This is a genomic window from Nocardia grenadensis (assembly GCF_050942415.1).
In the GTDB taxonomy this organism is placed as follows: domain Bacteria; phylum Actinomycetota; class Actinomycetes; order Mycobacteriales; family Mycobacteriaceae; genus Nocardia; species Nocardia grenadensis.
In genome coordinates, this window is record NZ_CP192054.1 from 3,006,470 (window position 1) to 3,023,386 (window position 16,917).

Sequence of the window (16,917 nt, forward strand, 5' to 3'; positions counted from 1 at the left end):
TCTCGGCAACCGGCGGGCAGCCTCTGCACAGGCTGTTTTCGCGGGTTAAAATGGTTCGCCCGGTTCGGTCACGAAGTCGATCAGCCGTTCCACCGCGCCCAGTAGCGGAGCCTCCAGATCGCGGAACGAGTTCACCGCCGAATACACCCGGCGCCAGCCTTCCTGCGGTGTGCCCCAGTCGAGCCGCCGGCACACTCCGGTCTTCCAGTCCTCGCCACGCGGCACCCGCGGCCACTCCGGGATGCCCAGTACCGCCGGTTTCACAGCCTGCCAGACGTCCACGTACGGGTGCCCGGTGACCAGCACGTGGTCGCCGAGCCCGGTGGTGAGCCGGTCCTCCTTGGATCCGGTGACCAGATGGTCGACCAGGACGCCGACCCGCCTGCCCGGGCCGGGTCCGAAATCGGTGAGCCGGGCACCGAGATTGTCCAACCCCTCCAGATGTTCGACCACCACGCCCTCGACCCGTAGATCGTGCCCCCAGACCCGTTCCACCAGCGCCGCATCGTGTACGCCCTCGACCCAGATCCGGCTGGGTGCGGCGACTTTCGCCCGCAGCCCCTCGACCCGGGTGGAACCCGACGCAGACCGGCCGGGCCGGGCCGGCGCGGGCGCCTTCGGCCGGACCAGCGTGACCGCCTGCCCGTCGATCAGGAACGCGGCTTCCCGCAGCGCGAACAGCCGTACCACGCCGCGGGCGTCCTCCAGCTTTACGAAATCACCGTCGTAGCTGCGGTCGAATCCGACCACCGCGCCGCAGAACCCGCTGGCCGCGTCCTCGACCACCAGATCGGGTTCGGCGTCCACCCGCGGGACGGTGCGCCGGGCGGTGCGTGGGTGGCCGGAAAAGATGTCACCGTATCGATCGCTCACCGGCCCGAACGTAGCGCACGCGCCGCTGTCGCGGCGGTCGCCGGCCCGGGGGTGTCGCCGGTCCGGCCCCGGGACGGCGGGTATCGCACTAAGGTGGGCGGTGTGGCCGCACTTGTCTGGTTGGTCGCCGGCATATTGCTGGCAGCCGCGGAGATGTTCGTCGGCGAACTGACGCTGCTGATGCTCGGTTCCGCCGCACTGCTCACCGCGGGCGTGAGTTTCCTCGGCGACACCGCGCCGGTGGTCGACGCGGTGGTGTTCGCCGTGTCGGCGGTCGTGCTGCTGCTGGGGGTCCGGCCGGTTCTGTTGCGGCGCTTCGGCACTCCGCCGCCGACGCTGACCAATGCCGACGCCCTGCCGGGTAAGACCGCGCTGGTGCTGGAACCGGTGGGTGAGCACCACGGACTGGTGAAATTGGGCGGCGAGGTGTGGACCGCGCGTTCTCTGGACCCGGGGGAGCAGTACCCGGAGGGCGCGACCGTGTACGTGATGAAGATCGACGGCGCGACCGCCGTCGTCTGGAAAGGCCCGTGATGGCTGCACTGATAATCGTCCTGGCACTGGTACTGCTGGTGGCGGTGGTCGTGTTCAAATCGATCGCGCTGGTGCCCCAGGCCGAGGCGGCGGTGATCGAACGGCTCGGCCGGTACTCCCGGACGGTCTCGGGACAGCTGACCTTCCTGATCCCGTTCGTCGACCGAATCCGCGCCAAGGTCGATCTGCGCGAACGGGTGGTGTCCTTCCCGCCGCAACCGGTGATCACCCAGGACAATCTGACCCTGCAGATCGACTCGGTGGTGTATTTCCAGGTCACGCAGCCGCAGGCCGCGGTCTACGAGATCTCCAACTACATCGCCGCCGTTGAACAGCTCACCGTCACCACGCTGCGCAATGTGGTCGGCGGGATGACGCTGGAGGAGACACTCACCTCCCGCGACCAGATCAACAACCAGCTGCGCGGAGTGCTCGACGAAGCCACCGGACGCTGGGGCCTGCGGGTGGCGCGGGTCGAGCTGAAGTCCATCGATCCGCCGCCGTCGATCCAGGAATCGATGGAGAAGCAGATGAAGGCGGACCGGGAGAAGCGGGCCATGATCCTCACCGCCGAGGGCACCCGGGAATCGCAGATCAAAACCGCCGAGGGGGCCAAACAGGCGCAGATTCTGTCGGCCGAGGGCGCGAAACAGTCGGCGATCCTGTCGGCCGAAGGTGAGCGGCAGAGCCGGATCCTGCGCGCCCAGGGCGAACGGGCCGCCTCGTACCTGCAGGCCCAGGGGCAGGCCAAGGCCATCGAGAAGGTCTTCGCGGCGATCAAGTCCGGTAAACCGACACCCGAACTGCTGGCGTACCAGTACATGCAGACCCTGCCCATGGTGGCGCGCGGCGACGCGAACAAGGTCTGGCTTGTTCCCAGCGACTTCGGCAAAGCGCTGGAGGGGTTCGCGAAGAATTTCGCGACGCAGGGCGAGGACGGAGTGTTCCGGTACGAGCCGCCCGCCGACGCGGAAGTCCCCGGGAAACCGGAGGACGATTCCGACGAGGTGGCGGATTGGTTCGATACCAGCACCGATCCGGCAGTGGAGCGGGCGGTCCGCGCCGCGGAATCGGTCGCGCGGACCCCGGTCGACACCGCCGCACCGGTGACGACCACCAAACCGGGCCAGCCCGCCGCTCCCGCGGCCCTGCCGCCGCAGCAGCCCGCACCGCATCCCGGGATCGTGCCGCAGCAACCCGGCGTACCGCCGCAGCAGCAGCCGGACCGGTAGCCACGTCGCGGGAGCCGGTCACTCGGCTCACGATTCGGTAGGTTCGCCGAACCGCCCGCGCCGGACCGGACCCTGGGTCATAATCGGAACCCACTGCCGGACAAGCGCATCGGGGGATCGTGAGAACACGTCGTGCCGTGCTCCGGACGGCCGCGCTCGCGCCGCTGCTGGTGGCCTGCTCACCGGATGTGCTACTCGGTGACGGCGCGGTGGTGCGGATCGCGGTGGCCTGGAGCGGACCGGAACTGACGGCCTTCCGGTCGGTGCTCGACGCCGCCGCCCTGCCGGAACCGGTCGAGGTGGTGCCGCTGGGCGACGAGATCGGCACCGCGCTCACCGCGCGCGGCCGGTCGGCCCCGGATATCGTCATGCTGCCCCAGGCCGGACAGTTGTGGGACCTGGTCACCGCCGGGCGGCTGCGGGAGGTGCCGGCGGAGCTGTGGGCGGGCCCGGACGGGCCGCGTTACGCCGAGCAGTGGCGGCAGCTGTGCCATTATCGGGACCGGCCCTACGGGGTGCCGTTCAAGGCGAGCGGTAAATCGCTGATCTGGTACGACCGGGACGGCTTCGCCGCGTCCGGGCTGGGTGATCCGGTCGGCTGGACTGTCGACGACTGGCTCGTGGGGGTGCGCGAAGCCGCCGGCACGTCCCGGCGGCTGCTCGCCCTGGGCGCCGCCGACGGCTGGGTACTCACCGATCTCTTCGAGAACCTGTTGCTGGCCGCATCGCCGGCGGTGTATCGCGAGCTGGGTACCGGGGTGCGGACCTGGGATGTGCCGGCCGTGCACGAAACCTTCGTCCGGCTGGGCGGGCTGTGGGGTATCCGCGACGGGTTACCGGGCGGAGTGGGCACCGCACTGACCGAACAGTTCGCCGACGCGGTCCGCGATGTCTTCGAACACCGGCGAGCGCTGGCCGTGGCGGCGCCGGATTTCGCCGAGCCGGTCGTGCGGGATGCGTTGTGGCGGTCGGGCCGGACCGAAGAAGCGGCCGCGGTGGTGCCGTTTCCGAGCGTGCTGCCGGGCGGGGAGAATCCGCGGATCATGGGCGGCGATGTGATGGTGCTGACCCGGTCGGCGGACCGCCGCGCGGACGCGGTGGTGGCCGCGCTGGCGGCCGCCGGGGCGTCGGTGCCGTGGATCGAGCAGGCCGGTGGGTTCCTCGGGCCCAACCTGCATACCCGCGCCCGGTATTCGCGCTGGTCGGCGCCCATCGCCGCGGAACTGACCGACTGGCCGGATTTCGATCTGTCCGATCGTATCGGCGCGGTCGGCGGCCGCGACGGATTATGGCGGGTACTCACCGAGTTCCTGATTACCGTCGGTGATAACGGGGGTGATGTCGGTGCCGCCGCCGACGCCGCCGTCGCGACCCTGGGACGTTTCGAAAGAGGTTGGCGATGAGCGCGGCGCCGGGATTCGAAGCACACCGCCTGCGACTGGAACTGCCGCTCGGGCCTATGCACGGGCCGCTGCAATCCGGGCGGCCGCCGCAACGGGGCATCACCTTGATCGCCTGCCTACCGGCCGCATTGCTCTTGGCGTTGCTCCTGGTGCCGGCCGCCGGAACCGTCGTGCCGGCCGTGCGCACCCGGCTCTGGCCGGTGGTGCTCAGCGTGGTGGCGGGTCGCGGTGTTCGTGGCCGCGGTGCAGGCGGCCCGCCGCAGTGCGAATCGGCGCCTCTGGGCGGTTCCGGCGCTGGTGGGAGCGGTATCGCTCGTCGCGCTGTACTCGTCGGACGAATCGTATGCGCGCAGTCTGTACTGGATGGCGTTCGCGGCCGCGATGCTGGTCACGGCGATGCTACTGGCCTGGTGGACCCGGCGCAGCCGCGGGCTGTGGCTGCCGCTCATCGTGCCGTTCGGTATCTCGGCGATCGTGTCCGGGGTCGCGTTCCGCCTGATCTTCCAGTACACCGGCGCGCGGCTCGGTTTCGACGGCTTCCCGGGATATCGCACCTGGTTCGTGGTGATGCTCGGCTCGGCTTTTCTGTGGACCTGGCTCGGGTTCCTGGTCGGGGTGTTCCGGGCCGGTATCCGGGCCCTGGAACGTGACCCCGTGCGATGGACCAGGCTCCAGGAGAAGCCCGGGCTCACGCTGGTTTGGCGGCTGTTCGCCCTACAACGGCCGATAGTTCTGGTCGCCGGGCTCGTGGTGGGCGTCGCGGCGGCACGCGTGTTCGATGTGGTGCTCATCGGCGTACCGGGCTCGGTCCAGTACCAGGTGGACAGCGCCACCGTGTCGTGGTGGCGGCTGGCCACCGACCCGGCCACCGCGGGCGAGGCCGCCGCTTATGCGCTGCCGCTGGCCGCACTGCTCGGGGTGGCGGCCTGGGCGCTGCAGACCGACCTCCGGGATCGACGTGCCGGTTTTCCGCCCGCCGCGCATCCGGTCGACGAGATTCCGTCCGCGCCCACCGACCGAACTGTCGCCGATCGGGCCCGGGGCGTGCTGATCGGCGCGGTATCGGTGGCCGCGGTGATACCGCTGGTGGTACTCGTGGTGGTGGCGTTCCGCGGGCCCGACGGCTGGTCGGCGGCCGCGTTCACCGATGTGTGGCGGGACCGGTGGCTGCTGCATTCGGTCGAGGCGACCTTCTGGGTGGCCCTGCTCGCGACGATCATCGTGGTGGCTGCCGCCGCGCCGCTGGCCTACCGTCTCGCGGTGGCTCCCGCCGGGTGGATGACCCGCACGATCATCACCGTGCTGGTGGTACTGGCGGTGTTGCCGGTCCAGGCGTATCTGGGTCCGCTGGACATTTTCATCGACGACAACGGACTCTCCGGGACCCGGGTGCCGCTCGTGCTCGTGCATGCCGCGGCCGGGGTGCCGATCGCGGTGCTGATCCTGCGCGGCGCGGTCGCGGCACCGCCCGGCAGCCCGCCCGCGGACGCGTTACACGGGCTCGCGGCCCCGGGCACCATCAGCCGCCGGCTGTTCGATTCGGCGGGCCCGGCCTTGGGGGCGGTGGCTGTACTCGAATTCGTCCAGGTCTGGAACGATTTCATCGTCGGCCTGCTGATCAGCGGTGCCGGCGCCTCACCCTGGTCGCTGCTGCTGTGGGGGGAGGCGCGGCAGTTCGGTGAGAATGCCGCCCAGCTGGCGGCCGGTTCGCTGATCGCGGGACTGCTGCCGGTGGCACTGGTGCTGGCGACGTGGCGCCGGTGGATCGTGCCCGGACTGACCGGCGGGGTACTGCGATGAGGGAACCCCTACCGCGGACCTCGGTCGTCTCGGGGGTGCTGAGCGGTCTGTCGGTGCTGGCCTCGGCTCTGCTGCTGGAACTGGGCCGCAATCTGGTCATGGACTCGTTCGGCGAGAGCGCCGAGTTACAGCTGGTGGCTTCCGGGCTGCGCTGGCTCGCGGTGCTGCTCGTCGTCCTGGCCCTGCTCTACACCGGATACCGGTTGACCGCCGAACGGCGGGCCCGGCGCCGGTTGCGCCGCCGCCGCGAGCTACTCGCGGGCCTGGACGGGCCGCCGCTCACCGGTCCGTGGGCCTCGGACACCCTGCTGTCGTCACCGGGTGACGACGACGAGAACGAGGAACCCATCGCCGAGGCCACAGGCGAATACGGCGTCGGACCCGATGCCACCCTCGGCGTCCACCCGGTCGCGGCGGCACTGCGCGCACTACCGGTCGCCGAATACGACGCCGCCACTGTGCACGCGATTCTGACCGCGGTCGGAATGGAGTTGGCGCTCCTCCCGGCGGCCGCGAGCCCCTCGGCCGGGGCGCAGCCGAGCGCACCGGGCGAGCGATGGACCGCCACGGATCTGCTGACGCAACTGATCTCGGACAGGGTGCTGGTCTGCCACGAAACCCAGCGCTATCGGCTCGCCCGCTTTCCGGCGGAACCGGACCGGGCGACCGTGCTCACCGGGGCGATCTGGCAGGCAGCTCTTTTCGCGCTCCTGCGCCACAACGCCGACCGGGCCACCGGCTGGGCCCTCGGGGTCACCACGGTGCCGTTCGGACCGCCGGCCCGCCGCTGGTTCGCGGTGGAGGAGCCGCGCCTGCGCAAGCTGGTGCGTCGATGTTGCCTCGAGGACCGTGATCGTGCCGCGGCCATCCCTCCGGCCACGGCTGCCCAGTTGGTCCGTATCTGTGACGCTCTCGATACCTGGTATGCCGTCCGTCCGGCCCCCGTCCGCAGAACACGATCGTTGGCAACGGCCCTGGTGAGCCTCGGACCGGAGGTACTGAGTGGCCACCACCGGGCGCTGGAGCTGCGCGCCGGGCCCGCGGGGGTACCACCGTGGCGATGGCGCCCGTGGTGGCGCCGGGCCACCGGGATCGGTGCCCGTGCCGAACACACCGCCGGTCTGACGCGACTCGAATCGGCGGAAACCCCCGCGGCGCTGGCCGCCGCCGTCGATCGGTTACGGGCGGCCTGGTGGCGTCTGCCGCGCGAAGACCTGGCGAACCAGGTGCGGGTGCTGACCGACCTCGCCGTGGCGCATATTCTTCAGGGCCGCCTCGACGCCGCCCAGGATCGGCTGGAGCTGGCGGCATTGCGCGCCCGCGACGACGAGAACGCCGACGGCTGGGCCCGGGTACACGAGATCGCGGGCGCGGTGGCCTGGGCGCGCGGTGAACCGCGCGGCGCCCTGCGCTGCTGGCGCCGCGCCCTGACCGTCTATCGAGAGCTGGCCGACAACAGCGGTATCGGACGCTGTCTGCAGCACCTCGGTGCCGCGGTGCTCATCGCGCCCGAGCACGGCGATCTGGTCCTGGACGGCGAACCGGCGCACGACGTCGCCGCGGTGCGGCGTCACGCGCACAGCTGGCTGGCCGAGGCCGGGCGGCGCAATACCCGCGCGGCCCATGTGACCTACTACCTCGGCGCGGCCGCGTCGCTCCGCGGCACGACCGAACCGCCGGACTTCGAACGCTGGCCGTCGGAGGTACACGAGGCGGCGGATCAGCCCTGATCCGCCGCCGGTGCGGACAGGACGCGGTACAGCCGCCAGGTCGGTTGATCGTCGCCGTCGTTGGGAATCTCGAGTTCGACGGCGGCGATCTCCGCACCGGATTCGTAGAGCGTCGGATAGCGGACATTGATCGCGTCCGAGGTGCCGCGGCCGGTGTTCGGCACGGCGAGGATGTACCGCACCCCGTGCGCGGCCGGGTCGTTGAGCACGGTGATGAAATCCTGGTCCGACGGAATGATGTAGGTGTGCGGCCGGGCGGTGGCGGTGTATACGGCGAAGCCGTACACGGTATCCATCAGCACCGAGGAGTCGGGGAGGTCCAGTGAGTCGAGGTAGCCGGCCATATCGCGCTCGGTCTGGAACGAGGCGATGATACGGCGTTGCTCCGACCGGGCCGCCGAAGTGTCGCCGGGATCGGGGAACACGATTTCCCGCAGAGCGTGCTGCTGGACCGACAATGTCGGTGACAACAGCAGTGCACCCGTGACCACCGGCGTCACGAGCACCAGCGCTGTCGCGCCCACCGCCGGTATCCGGCGCCGCCCCGATACGGTATCGCCGAGCAGGTGCACAACATCCGATCGACAATCCGCATGCGCAGGACCCCTCAGTTGTCCGGCGGCGATCCCGCGGTGGTGCGGTAACGACGTGCCTGCGCAAGATCCCAGGTCACGGGAATCGTACCCAGGCCACACTCGGCTATCGGTCAGCAACGATCTTGGGCGTGGTGTCGCCGCCCGGCAGTCGGTCCAGGGCGGTGACCGGTTCCGCCACCGCCGGTTTCCACCGCTGATCGATCACCAGGCCCAGCAGTCCGGCGGCGATACAGGCGATCGAGACCGCCACCATCACCGGATGAGTGCCCCCGGCCAGCGCGTCGGCCAGGATGACGGTGGCGGCGGTGCCGGGCAGGATCCCGATGACCGTCGCGCCCAGATAGGGCCAGAAACGGATCGAGGACAGAGCGCAGCAGTAGTTGACCACCGAGAACGGTGCGAAGGCGATCAATCGGAGCGCGCCCACGGCGAGCCAGCCCCGCCGGTGCAGGCGTTCGTCCACGATCCGCACGGTGGGATGGTTCAGGTACACGCCCACCCGGTCGTGTCCGTAGGCGCGCGCCAGGAGGAAGGCGGCCGCGGCGCTGAGTACGGTGGCGCCCACGGCCACCGCGAGCCCGACCACGGGACCGAACAACAGACCCGAGGCCACCGTGAACACGGTGCGCGGGACCGGGGCGATGGTGATCAGCGTATGTGCCACGAAGAACAGCACCGGGAAGTAGGGGCCGGCCTCCCCGGCCCACTGCTGGATCTGCGCGGGACTCGGCAGAGGGGTCAGCAGTGCCGCCGCGCAGACGAGCGCGGCGCAGCACAGGAGCAGGACCAGCCGCCGGTCGCGGAGCATTCGGGACACCGGGCGAGGTTACCGGTCGGTCCGTGGCGGCCCGCCGAGCGGTGCGGGAGTGATCGATCGGGCCGGCGCGTTCGTCGGGCGGTGGCCGGACCGCCTACGGCGCGAGCGTCGGCGGGCCGTAGCGGCCGGGGATACGGGAGGCGCGCCCTGTCGCAGGAGGTCGACTTCGTGGTCCGCGGCGCCGCGCAGACTCCGACGGGGGATCGGGACGGCGCTGTGCCCGCCGTCCTCCGGAGGGTCTGCCGCGTGGACCGGGCCCCGGGCGCCGGTGAACAGGCGCGACGAGGTCCGCCGCCGCGAGGTTACTCGCTGGTAGTGGTGGCCACGGACGATGCCGTACGGGCATCCCGCTAGCATCGGAGGAGCGGGCTGAATGCCCGTTAACCAACGTATTCGCTGAGCTGGGCGGATGCAAGGTACCCGTGCACACCTGTGGTGCGCTTGTACTGGAACGACAATGAGGGAACAGGGTATGCCGATTGCTGCAGAGCCCGCGGCCGGAGCTGATCCGTCCTCGTCCGCGGTGCCCGAATATCCCGCCTGGCGCAAGGGTGTGGCGGGGGTGCTGGCCAAGACCCGCAAGGTCGACGCGGCCGAACTCGGTGCGGAACCCGAAAAGCTACTGAACCAGTCCACCTACGACAAGCTGAGTATCGCGCCGCTGTACACGCGCCGAGACGAACTGCCCGAGCAGCCGCTGCCCGGCGCCTATCCGTTCGTCCGTGGCGGCGACGCCACCCGCGATGTCCACCGCGGCTGGTTCGTCAGTGCCCGGATCGGCGCCGCCGATGCCGCGTCCGCCAACCGGGAGATCACCGGCGGGCTGGAGAACGGCCTGAGCGCTGTGGAACTCGGGGTTGGCGCGCACGGTGTGCCGGTGACCGATATCGCCGCCGCGCTCGACGGCCTGCTCTTCGAGCTGGCGCCGCTGGCTCTGCACGCCGGGGGCGGGACCGCGGCGGCGGCCGCGGCGGTCTACGAGGTGCTCGACCGATACTCGGCGCCCGATCGTGCCGCCATCCGGGTTTCCCTCGGGGCGGCGCCTCTAACCAGCGCGTTCGCCGGAACCGAGGATATCGGGCTCGCCGAGACCGCGGCCCTGGCCGTCGCTGCCGCGCAGCGGCCCGAAACCGTCCGGGCGCTCACCGTGGACGGCACCGTCTTCCACGATGCCGGCGCCTCGGACGCCCAGGAACTGGGTGCGGCCGTCGCCGCCGGACTCGAATACCTGCGCGCGCTGGCCGGGGAGATGCCGGTCCCCGCAGCACTGCGGCAGTTGGAGTTCCGGTTCGCCGCCACCGACGACCAGTTCGCCACCATCGCCAAGTTCCGGGCCGCACGGCGCCTGTGGGCGCGGGTCGCCCACGCGCTGGGCGCGCCGTCGGCGGGCGCGGCCCCACAGCACGGAGTGACCTCGGCGGCCATGATGAGCCGACGCGACCCCTGGGTGAACCTGCTGCGTACCACCCTCGCCGCCTTCGGTGCCGGGGTGGGCGGCGCCGATACCGTCACCGTGCTGCCGTTCGATTCCGCGCTGCCCACCGGTGAACTCGGGGTCTCGGCGTCGTTCTCCGAACGGATGGCCCGCAACACCCAGCTGCTGCTGCTCGAGGAATCCCATCTCGGACACGTCCAGGACCCCGGGGCGGGCTCCTGGTATGTCGAGCGCTACACCGACGAACTCGCCACCGCCGCATGGGCGTTCATGCAGGAACTGGAAGCCGCCGGCGGCTACCGGGCCGCGCTGGACGCGGGTCTGGTGGCCACCCGGATCGCCGAGACGCACGCCCGCCGGGAAAGCGATATCGCCCATCGCCGTACCGCCGTGACCGGAGTGAACGAATTCCCGAATCTCGCCGAGGCGCCGCTGTCGGAGGCCGCTCGTACGGCCGGCCCCGGCCGGCGGTACGGCGCCGCTTTCGACGCGCTGCGGGATCGTTCCGATGCCTACCTCGCGACACACGGCCGCCGGCCGCAGGCGCTGCTGGTGCCGTTGGGTACGGTGGCCGAGCACAATGTGCGGGTCACCTTCATCGCCAATCTGCTGGCATCCGGTGGAATCGAATCCGTCAACCCCGGCCCGCTCGCCGAGAGCGATATCGCCGCGGCGGCGAAGGAATCCGGAGCCTCGATCGCGGTGCTCTGCGGTACCGACGCGCGCTACGGCACCGACGCGGCCGGCGCGGTGGCACAACTGCGTGGCGCCGGAGTCGGGACCGTACTGCTGGCCGGCGCGGAGAAGGTCGTGACCGGTATCGAGGGGGCCCGGCGTCCGGACGGGTTCCTGGCGGCCCGGATCGACGCGGTCGCCGCCCTGACCGCCCTGCTGGAGAAGGTGGGAGCCTGATGACGACACAGCGAATCGAGCAGGAGATCGGCAGTTTCGCCGACGTACCGCTCACCGAGCCGGGTTTCACGCCCGACCCGGCCGGCCGGAGCGCGCGTGACTCCTTCGTGCAGGAGGCGGCCGCGGCGAACAACTACGCTCCCGAGCAGCTGGTGTGGTCGACCCCGGAGGGGATCGATGTCCCGCCGGTGTTCACCAAGGCCGATCGTGATGCCGTCGCCGAAGCCGGGTTCCCGCTCGACAGCGTGCCCGGTGTGGCGCCCTTCGTACGCGGGCCGTACCCGACGATGTACGTGAACCAGCCGTGGACGATCCGCCAGTACGCGGGATTCTCGACGGCCGCGGATTCCAATGCCTTCTACCGCCGTAATCTGCAGGCGGGGCAGAAGGGCCTGTCGGTGGCGTTCGACCTGGCCACCCACCGTGGCTACGACTCCGACCATCCTCGGGTGCAGGGTGATGTCGGCATGGCCGGTGTCGCCATCGACTCCATCCTGGACATGCGCCAGCTGTTCGACCAGATCCCCCTCGATCAGGTCAGCGTATCGATGACCATGAACGGCGCGGTGCTGCCGATTCTGGCGCTGTACGTCGTGGCCGCCGAAGAGCAGGGCGTGGCGCCCGAGCAGCTGGCCGGAACCATTCAGAACGATATTCTGAAAGAGTTCATGGTCCGCAACACCTACATCTATCCGCCCAAGCCCTCGATGCGGATCATCTCCGATATCTTCGCCTACACCAGCGCGAAGATGCCGAAGTTCAACTCCATCTCGATTTCCGGCTATCACATCCAGGAAGCCGGGGCGACCGCCGATCTCGAACTCGCCTACACCCTCGCCGACGGCGTGGAGTATCTACGGGCCGGGATCGACGCGGGGATGGAGATCGACAAGTTCGCGCCGCGGCTGTCGTTCTTCTGGGCCATCGGCATGAACTTCTTCATGGAGGTCGCCAAACTCCGGGCGGGCCGGTTGCTGTGGAGCGAACTGGTCGCGAAGTTCGATCCGAAGAACCCGAAATCGCTGTCGCTGCGGACCCATTCGCAGACGTCGGGCTGGTCGCTGACCGCGCAGGACGCCTACAACAATGTGGCCCGCACCTGTATCGAGGCCATGGCCGCGACGCAGGGGCATACCCAGTCGCTGCACACCAACGCGCTCGACGAGGCGCTCGCGCTGCCGACCGATTTCTCGGCCCGCATCGCGCGCAACACCCAGTTGCTGATCCAGCAGGAGTCCAACACCACGCGACCGATCGACCCGTGGGGCGGTTCCTATTATGTCGAATGGCTGACCCATCAGCTCGCCGATCGGGCCCGGGCGCATATCGCGGAGGTGGAGGCGCACGGTGGAATGGCCCAGGCCATCGGCGAGGGCATTCCCAAGCTGCGCATCGAGGAAGCCGCGGCCCGGACCCAGGCGCGGATCGATACCGGCCAGCAGCCGGTGATCGGCGTGAACAAATACCAGGTCGCCGAGGATCACGAGGTCGAGGTCCTCAAGGTCGAGAACTCGCGGGTGCGCGCCGAGCAGATCGAGAAGCTGCGGCAGTTGCGAGCCGACCGTGATCAGGACGCGGTGGACCGGGCGCTGGGTGAGCTGGGCCGGGCCGCCGCCGCGTCCGAGGGCGGGATGGAGAACAACCTGCTGGCCCTGGCCATCGACGCGGCGCGCGCGAAGGCCACCGTCGGTGAGATCTCCGACGCGCTGGAGAAGGTCTACGGCCGGCATCAGGCCGAGATCCGTACCCTGTCCGGTGTGTATCGCGACGAAGCCGGCAAGGACACCTTCATCACCACCGCCGGGGATCTGGTGGACGAGTTCGCCGAGGCCGAAGGGCGACGTCCGCGCATCCTGGTCGCGAAGATGGGCCAGGACGGGCACGACCGCGGCCAGAAGGTGATCGCCACGGCCTTCGCCGATCTCGGGTTCGACGTCGATGTGGGCCCGCTGTTCCAGACCCCCGAAGAGGTGGCCCGCCAGGCGGCGGACAACGACGTGCACGTCGTCGGTGTGTCCTCGCTGGCCGCCGGTCACCTCACGCTGGTGCCCGCCCTGCGGCAGGCATTGGCCGATGTCGGCAGACCCGACATCATGGTCATCGTCGGCGGAGTCATCCCGCCCGGTGACTTCGACGAGCTGTACGAGGCGGGCGCGGCGGCGATCTTCCCGCCGGGCACCGTGATCGCCGACGCGGCGATCGATCTGCTGCGCAAGCTCGGTGCCGCGCTCGGGCACGAACTCGGTTCCGGCGAGAGTGGATCCGGGGTCGAAAGCCAGGGATGAGCACACGTGTCGTCGACGTGGAAGCCCTCGCGCAGGCGGTCCGCTCCGGTGACCGGGCCGCCCTCGCGCGGGCGATCACCCTGGTGGAGTCCACCCGGGCCGACCATCGGGACCAGGCGCAGCTGCTGCTGCTGCAATTGACCCCGGAAACCGGTGCGGCACTGTCGAATCGGGTGGGGATCACCGGGGTGCCCGGGGTCGGGAAGTCGACTTTCATCGACTCCCTCGGTATGCAGCTGATCGGAGAGGGGCACCGGGTCGCCGTACTGGCGGTGGACCCGTCGTCCACCCGGACCGGCGGTTCGATCCTCGGTGACAAGACCCGGATGGCACGGCTGTCGGTGGAGGAGAACGCCTTCATCCGCCCGTCGCCGACGGCGGGCACACTCGGCGGAGTGGCGAAGGCGACCCGCGAGACGATCGTGCTGCTCGAGGCGGCCGGTTACGACGTCATCCTGGTCGAAACCGTCGGGGTGGGGCAGTCCGAGGTGACCGTGGCGAACATGGTCGATGTCTTCTGCTTCCTCACCCTCGCGCGTACCGGCGATCAGTTGCAGGGCATCAAGAAGGGTGTCCTGGAACTGGCCGATCTGGTCGCGGTGAACAAGGCCGACGGTAAACACGAGATCGAGGCGAAATCGGCGGCCCGGGAACTATCCGGGGCGCTGCGGCTGATCCATCCGCACGATGCGCTGTGGCGGCCGCCGGTACTGACCATGAGCGGTCTGGAAGGGGTCGGGCTGGAGAAGTTCTGGCAGACCGTGCTGGAACACCGCCGGGTGCTCACCGATGCGGGTGAATTCGCCGAGAAGCGCCGTCGTCAGCAGGTCGACTGGACCTGGACCATGGTGCACGACCAGTTGCTCCGCCGCCTGGCCGACAATCCGAAGGTGAAGGCGCTGCGCGGTGAAGTGGAGCGTGAGGTCCGGGACGGAACCCTGACCGCGGCGCTGGCCGCGCAGAAACTCCTGGACGCGTTCGACGGATAAAAGTTTCCGTCTTGGAAATCTTTCCATTTTGGAAATTATATGTACCCTGGGGGCATGAACGATGCCGAACCCGGGTTACGGGAGCGCAAGAAACGGGAGACGCGGCTCGCACTGAGTCTCGCCACCATCCGGCTGTCGATCGAGAAGGGCTGGGACGCGACCACCGTCGAGGAGATCGCGGCCGCGGTCGGTGTCTCCGATCGCACCTTCCGCAACTATTTCGGCAGCAAGGCCGAAGCTGTGGCCTCGCGGCACCTGGACCGGATGTACGAGATCGCCCGGCTGCTGGGCGAGCGTACCGTGGCGGAGCCGCTCTGGACCGCGATCACCGCCGCGGTCCTGCACGGGTTCGAGGTGGGCGAGGGTGATACCCAGGTGAACGGGACGGGCGATACCCGCTGGGCCGAGGGCGTAGGGGAGATCCTGTCCCAGCCCGCGGTACGCGGTGCGGTGCTGGAGGCCGACGCACTCGCACAGCGGGAACTGGCCGCGGCCGTCGCCGCACGGGTCGGCGTGGATCCGGACCAGGACCTGTACCCGAAGCTGGTCGCCGCGGTGGTGGGTACGGCCTGCGTGGTGGCCACCGAGCACTCCCGGAGCGCCCCGCCGCCCCAATCTCTCGCCGTCGCGTTGCGCGCGGCGCTGACCCAGGTGGCCGCCGGGCTGCCCGTACCGAATGCCGGGAGCTGAGATGCGCTACGACGTGATCATCGCGGGGGCGGGCCCGGTCGGCTTGCTGCTGGCCTGCGAACTGGGCCGGGCCGGAATCCGGCCGCTCGTCATCGAACGCGCCGCCGAGGCCGATACCGAACCCCGGGCCAACGGCCTGGTGGGCCAGGTAGTGCCGCTGATGGATCGGCGCGGGCTGTACGAGCGGCTCAGCGGCACATCCGGTCCACCCCGGCCCAATGACCGGTACTTCATGTTCGGCGGGCTGGCCCTCGATCTGGGTCTGCTCGACGACGGGCCGATCTACACCCTGCCCATCCCGCAACGAGAACTTGTCGCGGCGCTGAGCGGATACGCCGCCGAACTCGGTATCGAGGTCCGCCGCGGCGCCGCGATCGTGGGCGTCGAGAGCGACGGCGCCGGGGTCGCGGTGGAGATCTCGGGTCCGGACGGCTCGGCCCCTCTTCGTAGCCGCTATCTGGTGGGCGCCGACGGCGCCCACAGCATCGTCCGCAAACAGCGCGGGATCGCTTTCCCCGGAATCGGCTACGACCGCACGACCGCCCGCACGGTTCACGCCTCGATCCCCGCCGAATGGGTGGACCCGGCTTCCGGCGAGCTGCGGGTACCCGGGTACGGCCCGGTCCGGCCGTTCCTGTCACTACGTACCGAACACGGCGGTTTCACCTACGCCCCGTTCGCCGGCCGGCCGCCCATGCTGTCCACTGTCGAATGGGACGAACCCCCGACCGACGAACCGATGACGCTGGCGGAGATGCGGGCGAGTATCACCCGGGTCCTCGGTGCCGACATCCCGCTCGGCGAGCCCGTCGGACCGGGCCCGCATCTACTGCGGCGGCTGCGCGGCGGGCACACCCGGGTGGCCGAACGGTTCCGTGACGGACCGGTCTTCCTGGCCGGTGACGCGGCGCACGTGTACACCGGCGGTGGCGGGCCGGGACTGAACGTGGGACTGGCGGACGCGGTGGAACTCGGCTGGAAACTGGCCGCCGAGCTCGACGGCTGGGCACCGGCCGGTCTGCTCGACAGCTACGACCGGGAACGCCGGCAGGTGGCCACCCGGACCGAACTGGCCGCCCGGGCCCAATCGGCGCTGCTCGCGCCGGGCGGGGACACCACCGCCCTGCGTACGGTATTCGCCGAACTGCTCACCGACGAATCCGCGGTCGCCCGGGTGGCCGCGATGATCGCCGGGACGGATATCCGCTACGACATGGGTGTCGCGGACCCGCATCCACTGGTCGGCTACAGCGCCCCGGACCTCACGCTGCGCGTCGACGGCGGTGTGGTGCGCCTGGCCGAACTGATCCGGCAATCCCGCCCGCTACTCCTGGATCTCGGCGCCGACCAGGCATGGTCCGCGGCGCTCACCGGCCTGCCGAGCCGGATCGGCGTGGTGTGCGCCCGCACCGAGGACACCACGGCCGCCGCACTGCTGCTGCGACCCGACGGCCGGGTGGCCTGGGCCACCGATTCCGCGCCCGATCCCGCGCAGATCGCCGAATGCCGTGCCGCGCTGGCGCGCTGGGCCGGGCCGGACCGGTCCGGGGTTCCGGTGCGAATCGTCGAAAAGGCAACGGATCCGACGTAGTTCCGGGTCAGCGGTGGGAGCGGTATCGCC

13 protein-coding genes are annotated in these 16,917 nt (G+C 70.1%); 10 read left to right on the forward strand and 3 right to left on the reverse strand.

Annotation, left to right across the window (positions count from 1 at the left end; all coding sequences use genetic code 11):
- Window positions 1-45 precede the first annotated feature (45 nt).
- Entirely contained in the window at window positions 46-873 is an 828-nt protein-coding gene (locus tag ACQPYS_RS13695) for a DUF3097 domain-containing protein (RefSeq protein ID WP_063034341.1), read from the reverse strand.
- Between the two features lie 102 nt (window positions 874-975).
- On the opposite strand from ACQPYS_RS13695, the gene ACQPYS_RS13700 reads away from it, so the two are divergent.
- From ACQPYS_RS13700 to ACQPYS_RS13720, 5 genes are all read left to right on the forward strand, one after another.
- Window positions 976-1,407 carry an NfeD family protein gene (locus tag ACQPYS_RS13700; RefSeq protein ID WP_433492814.1) on the forward strand — a complete coding sequence of 144 codons (432 nt, stop codon included), beginning with the start codon at window positions 976-978 and terminating at the stop codon, window positions 1,405-1,407.
- On the forward strand, window positions 1,407-2,639 hold the full coding sequence (locus tag ACQPYS_RS13705) for an SPFH domain-containing protein (RefSeq protein WP_063034342.1): 1,233 nt from the start codon (window positions 1,407-1,409) through the stop codon (window positions 2,637-2,639). The genes ACQPYS_RS13700 and ACQPYS_RS13705 overlap by 1 nt, the downstream gene beginning before the upstream one ends.
- 119 nt (window positions 2,640-2,758) lie before the next feature.
- Entirely contained in the window at window positions 2,759-4,042 is a 1,284-nt protein-coding gene (locus tag ACQPYS_RS13710; protein ID WP_433492815.1) for an ABC transporter substrate-binding protein, read from the forward strand.
- A gap of 234 nt (window positions 4,043-4,276) precedes the next feature.
- Window positions 4,277-5,842: a hypothetical protein gene (locus ACQPYS_RS13715; RefSeq protein WP_433492816.1), complete on the forward strand. Its 1,566-nt coding sequence runs from the start codon at window positions 4,277-4,279 to the stop codon at window positions 5,840-5,842.
- On the forward strand, window positions 5,839-7,572 hold the full coding sequence (locus ACQPYS_RS13720) for a hypothetical protein (protein ID WP_433492817.1): 1,734 nt from the start codon (window positions 5,839-5,841) through the stop codon (window positions 7,570-7,572). The genes ACQPYS_RS13715 and ACQPYS_RS13720 overlap by 4 nt, the downstream gene beginning before the upstream one ends.
- On the opposite strand, the gene ACQPYS_RS13725 is transcribed toward ACQPYS_RS13720, so the two are convergent.
- Complete coding sequence (locus tag ACQPYS_RS13725) at window positions 7,563-8,096, reverse strand: hypothetical protein (RefSeq protein WP_433492818.1); 534 nt, start codon at window positions 8,094-8,096, stop codon at window positions 7,563-7,565. The two genes, ACQPYS_RS13720 and ACQPYS_RS13725, sit on opposite strands and share 10 nt — an antisense overlap.
- 175 nt (window positions 8,097-8,271) lie before the next feature.
- A complete protein-coding gene (locus tag ACQPYS_RS13730; protein ID WP_433492819.1) occupies window positions 8,272-8,985 on the reverse strand; it encodes a TVP38/TMEM64 family protein in 714 nt (237 codons plus the stop codon).
- Window positions 8,986-9,457: 472 nt separating this feature from the next.
- On the opposite strand from ACQPYS_RS13730, the gene ACQPYS_RS13735 reads away from it, so the two are divergent.
- From ACQPYS_RS13735 to ACQPYS_RS13755, 5 genes are read left to right on the forward strand one after another with little or no spacing between them, the layout of a single operon-like run.
- Window positions 9,458-11,332, forward strand: coding sequence for a methylmalonyl-CoA mutase family protein (locus tag ACQPYS_RS13735; protein WP_433492820.1), 1,875 nt, complete (start codon window positions 9,458-9,460; stop codon window positions 11,330-11,332).
- Window positions 11,332-13,617 (forward strand): methylmalonyl-CoA mutase, encoded by a 2,286-nt coding sequence (gene scpA / locus ACQPYS_RS13740; RefSeq protein WP_063034347.1) that lies wholly within the window; start codon window positions 11,332-11,334, stop codon window positions 13,615-13,617. Before ACQPYS_RS13735 ends, scpA begins: the two co-directional genes overlap by 1 nt.
- On the forward strand, window positions 13,614-14,606 hold the full coding sequence (gene meaB, locus ACQPYS_RS13745; protein WP_431938294.1) for a methylmalonyl Co-A mutase-associated GTPase MeaB: 993 nt from the start codon (window positions 13,614-13,616) through the stop codon (window positions 14,604-14,606). Before scpA ends, meaB begins: the two co-directional genes overlap by 4 nt.
- A 54-nt stretch (window positions 14,607-14,660) precedes the next feature.
- Window positions 14,661-15,296 (forward strand): TetR/AcrR family transcriptional regulator, encoded by a 636-nt coding sequence (locus tag ACQPYS_RS13750; RefSeq protein WP_433492821.1) that lies wholly within the window; start codon window positions 14,661-14,663, stop codon window positions 15,294-15,296.
- 1 nt (window position 15,297) lies between these two features.
- Window positions 15,298-16,887 (forward strand): FAD-dependent monooxygenase, encoded by a 1,590-nt coding sequence (locus ACQPYS_RS13755; RefSeq protein ID WP_433492822.1) that lies wholly within the window; start codon window positions 15,298-15,300, stop codon window positions 16,885-16,887.
- Window positions 16,888-16,917 lie beyond the last annotated feature (30 nt).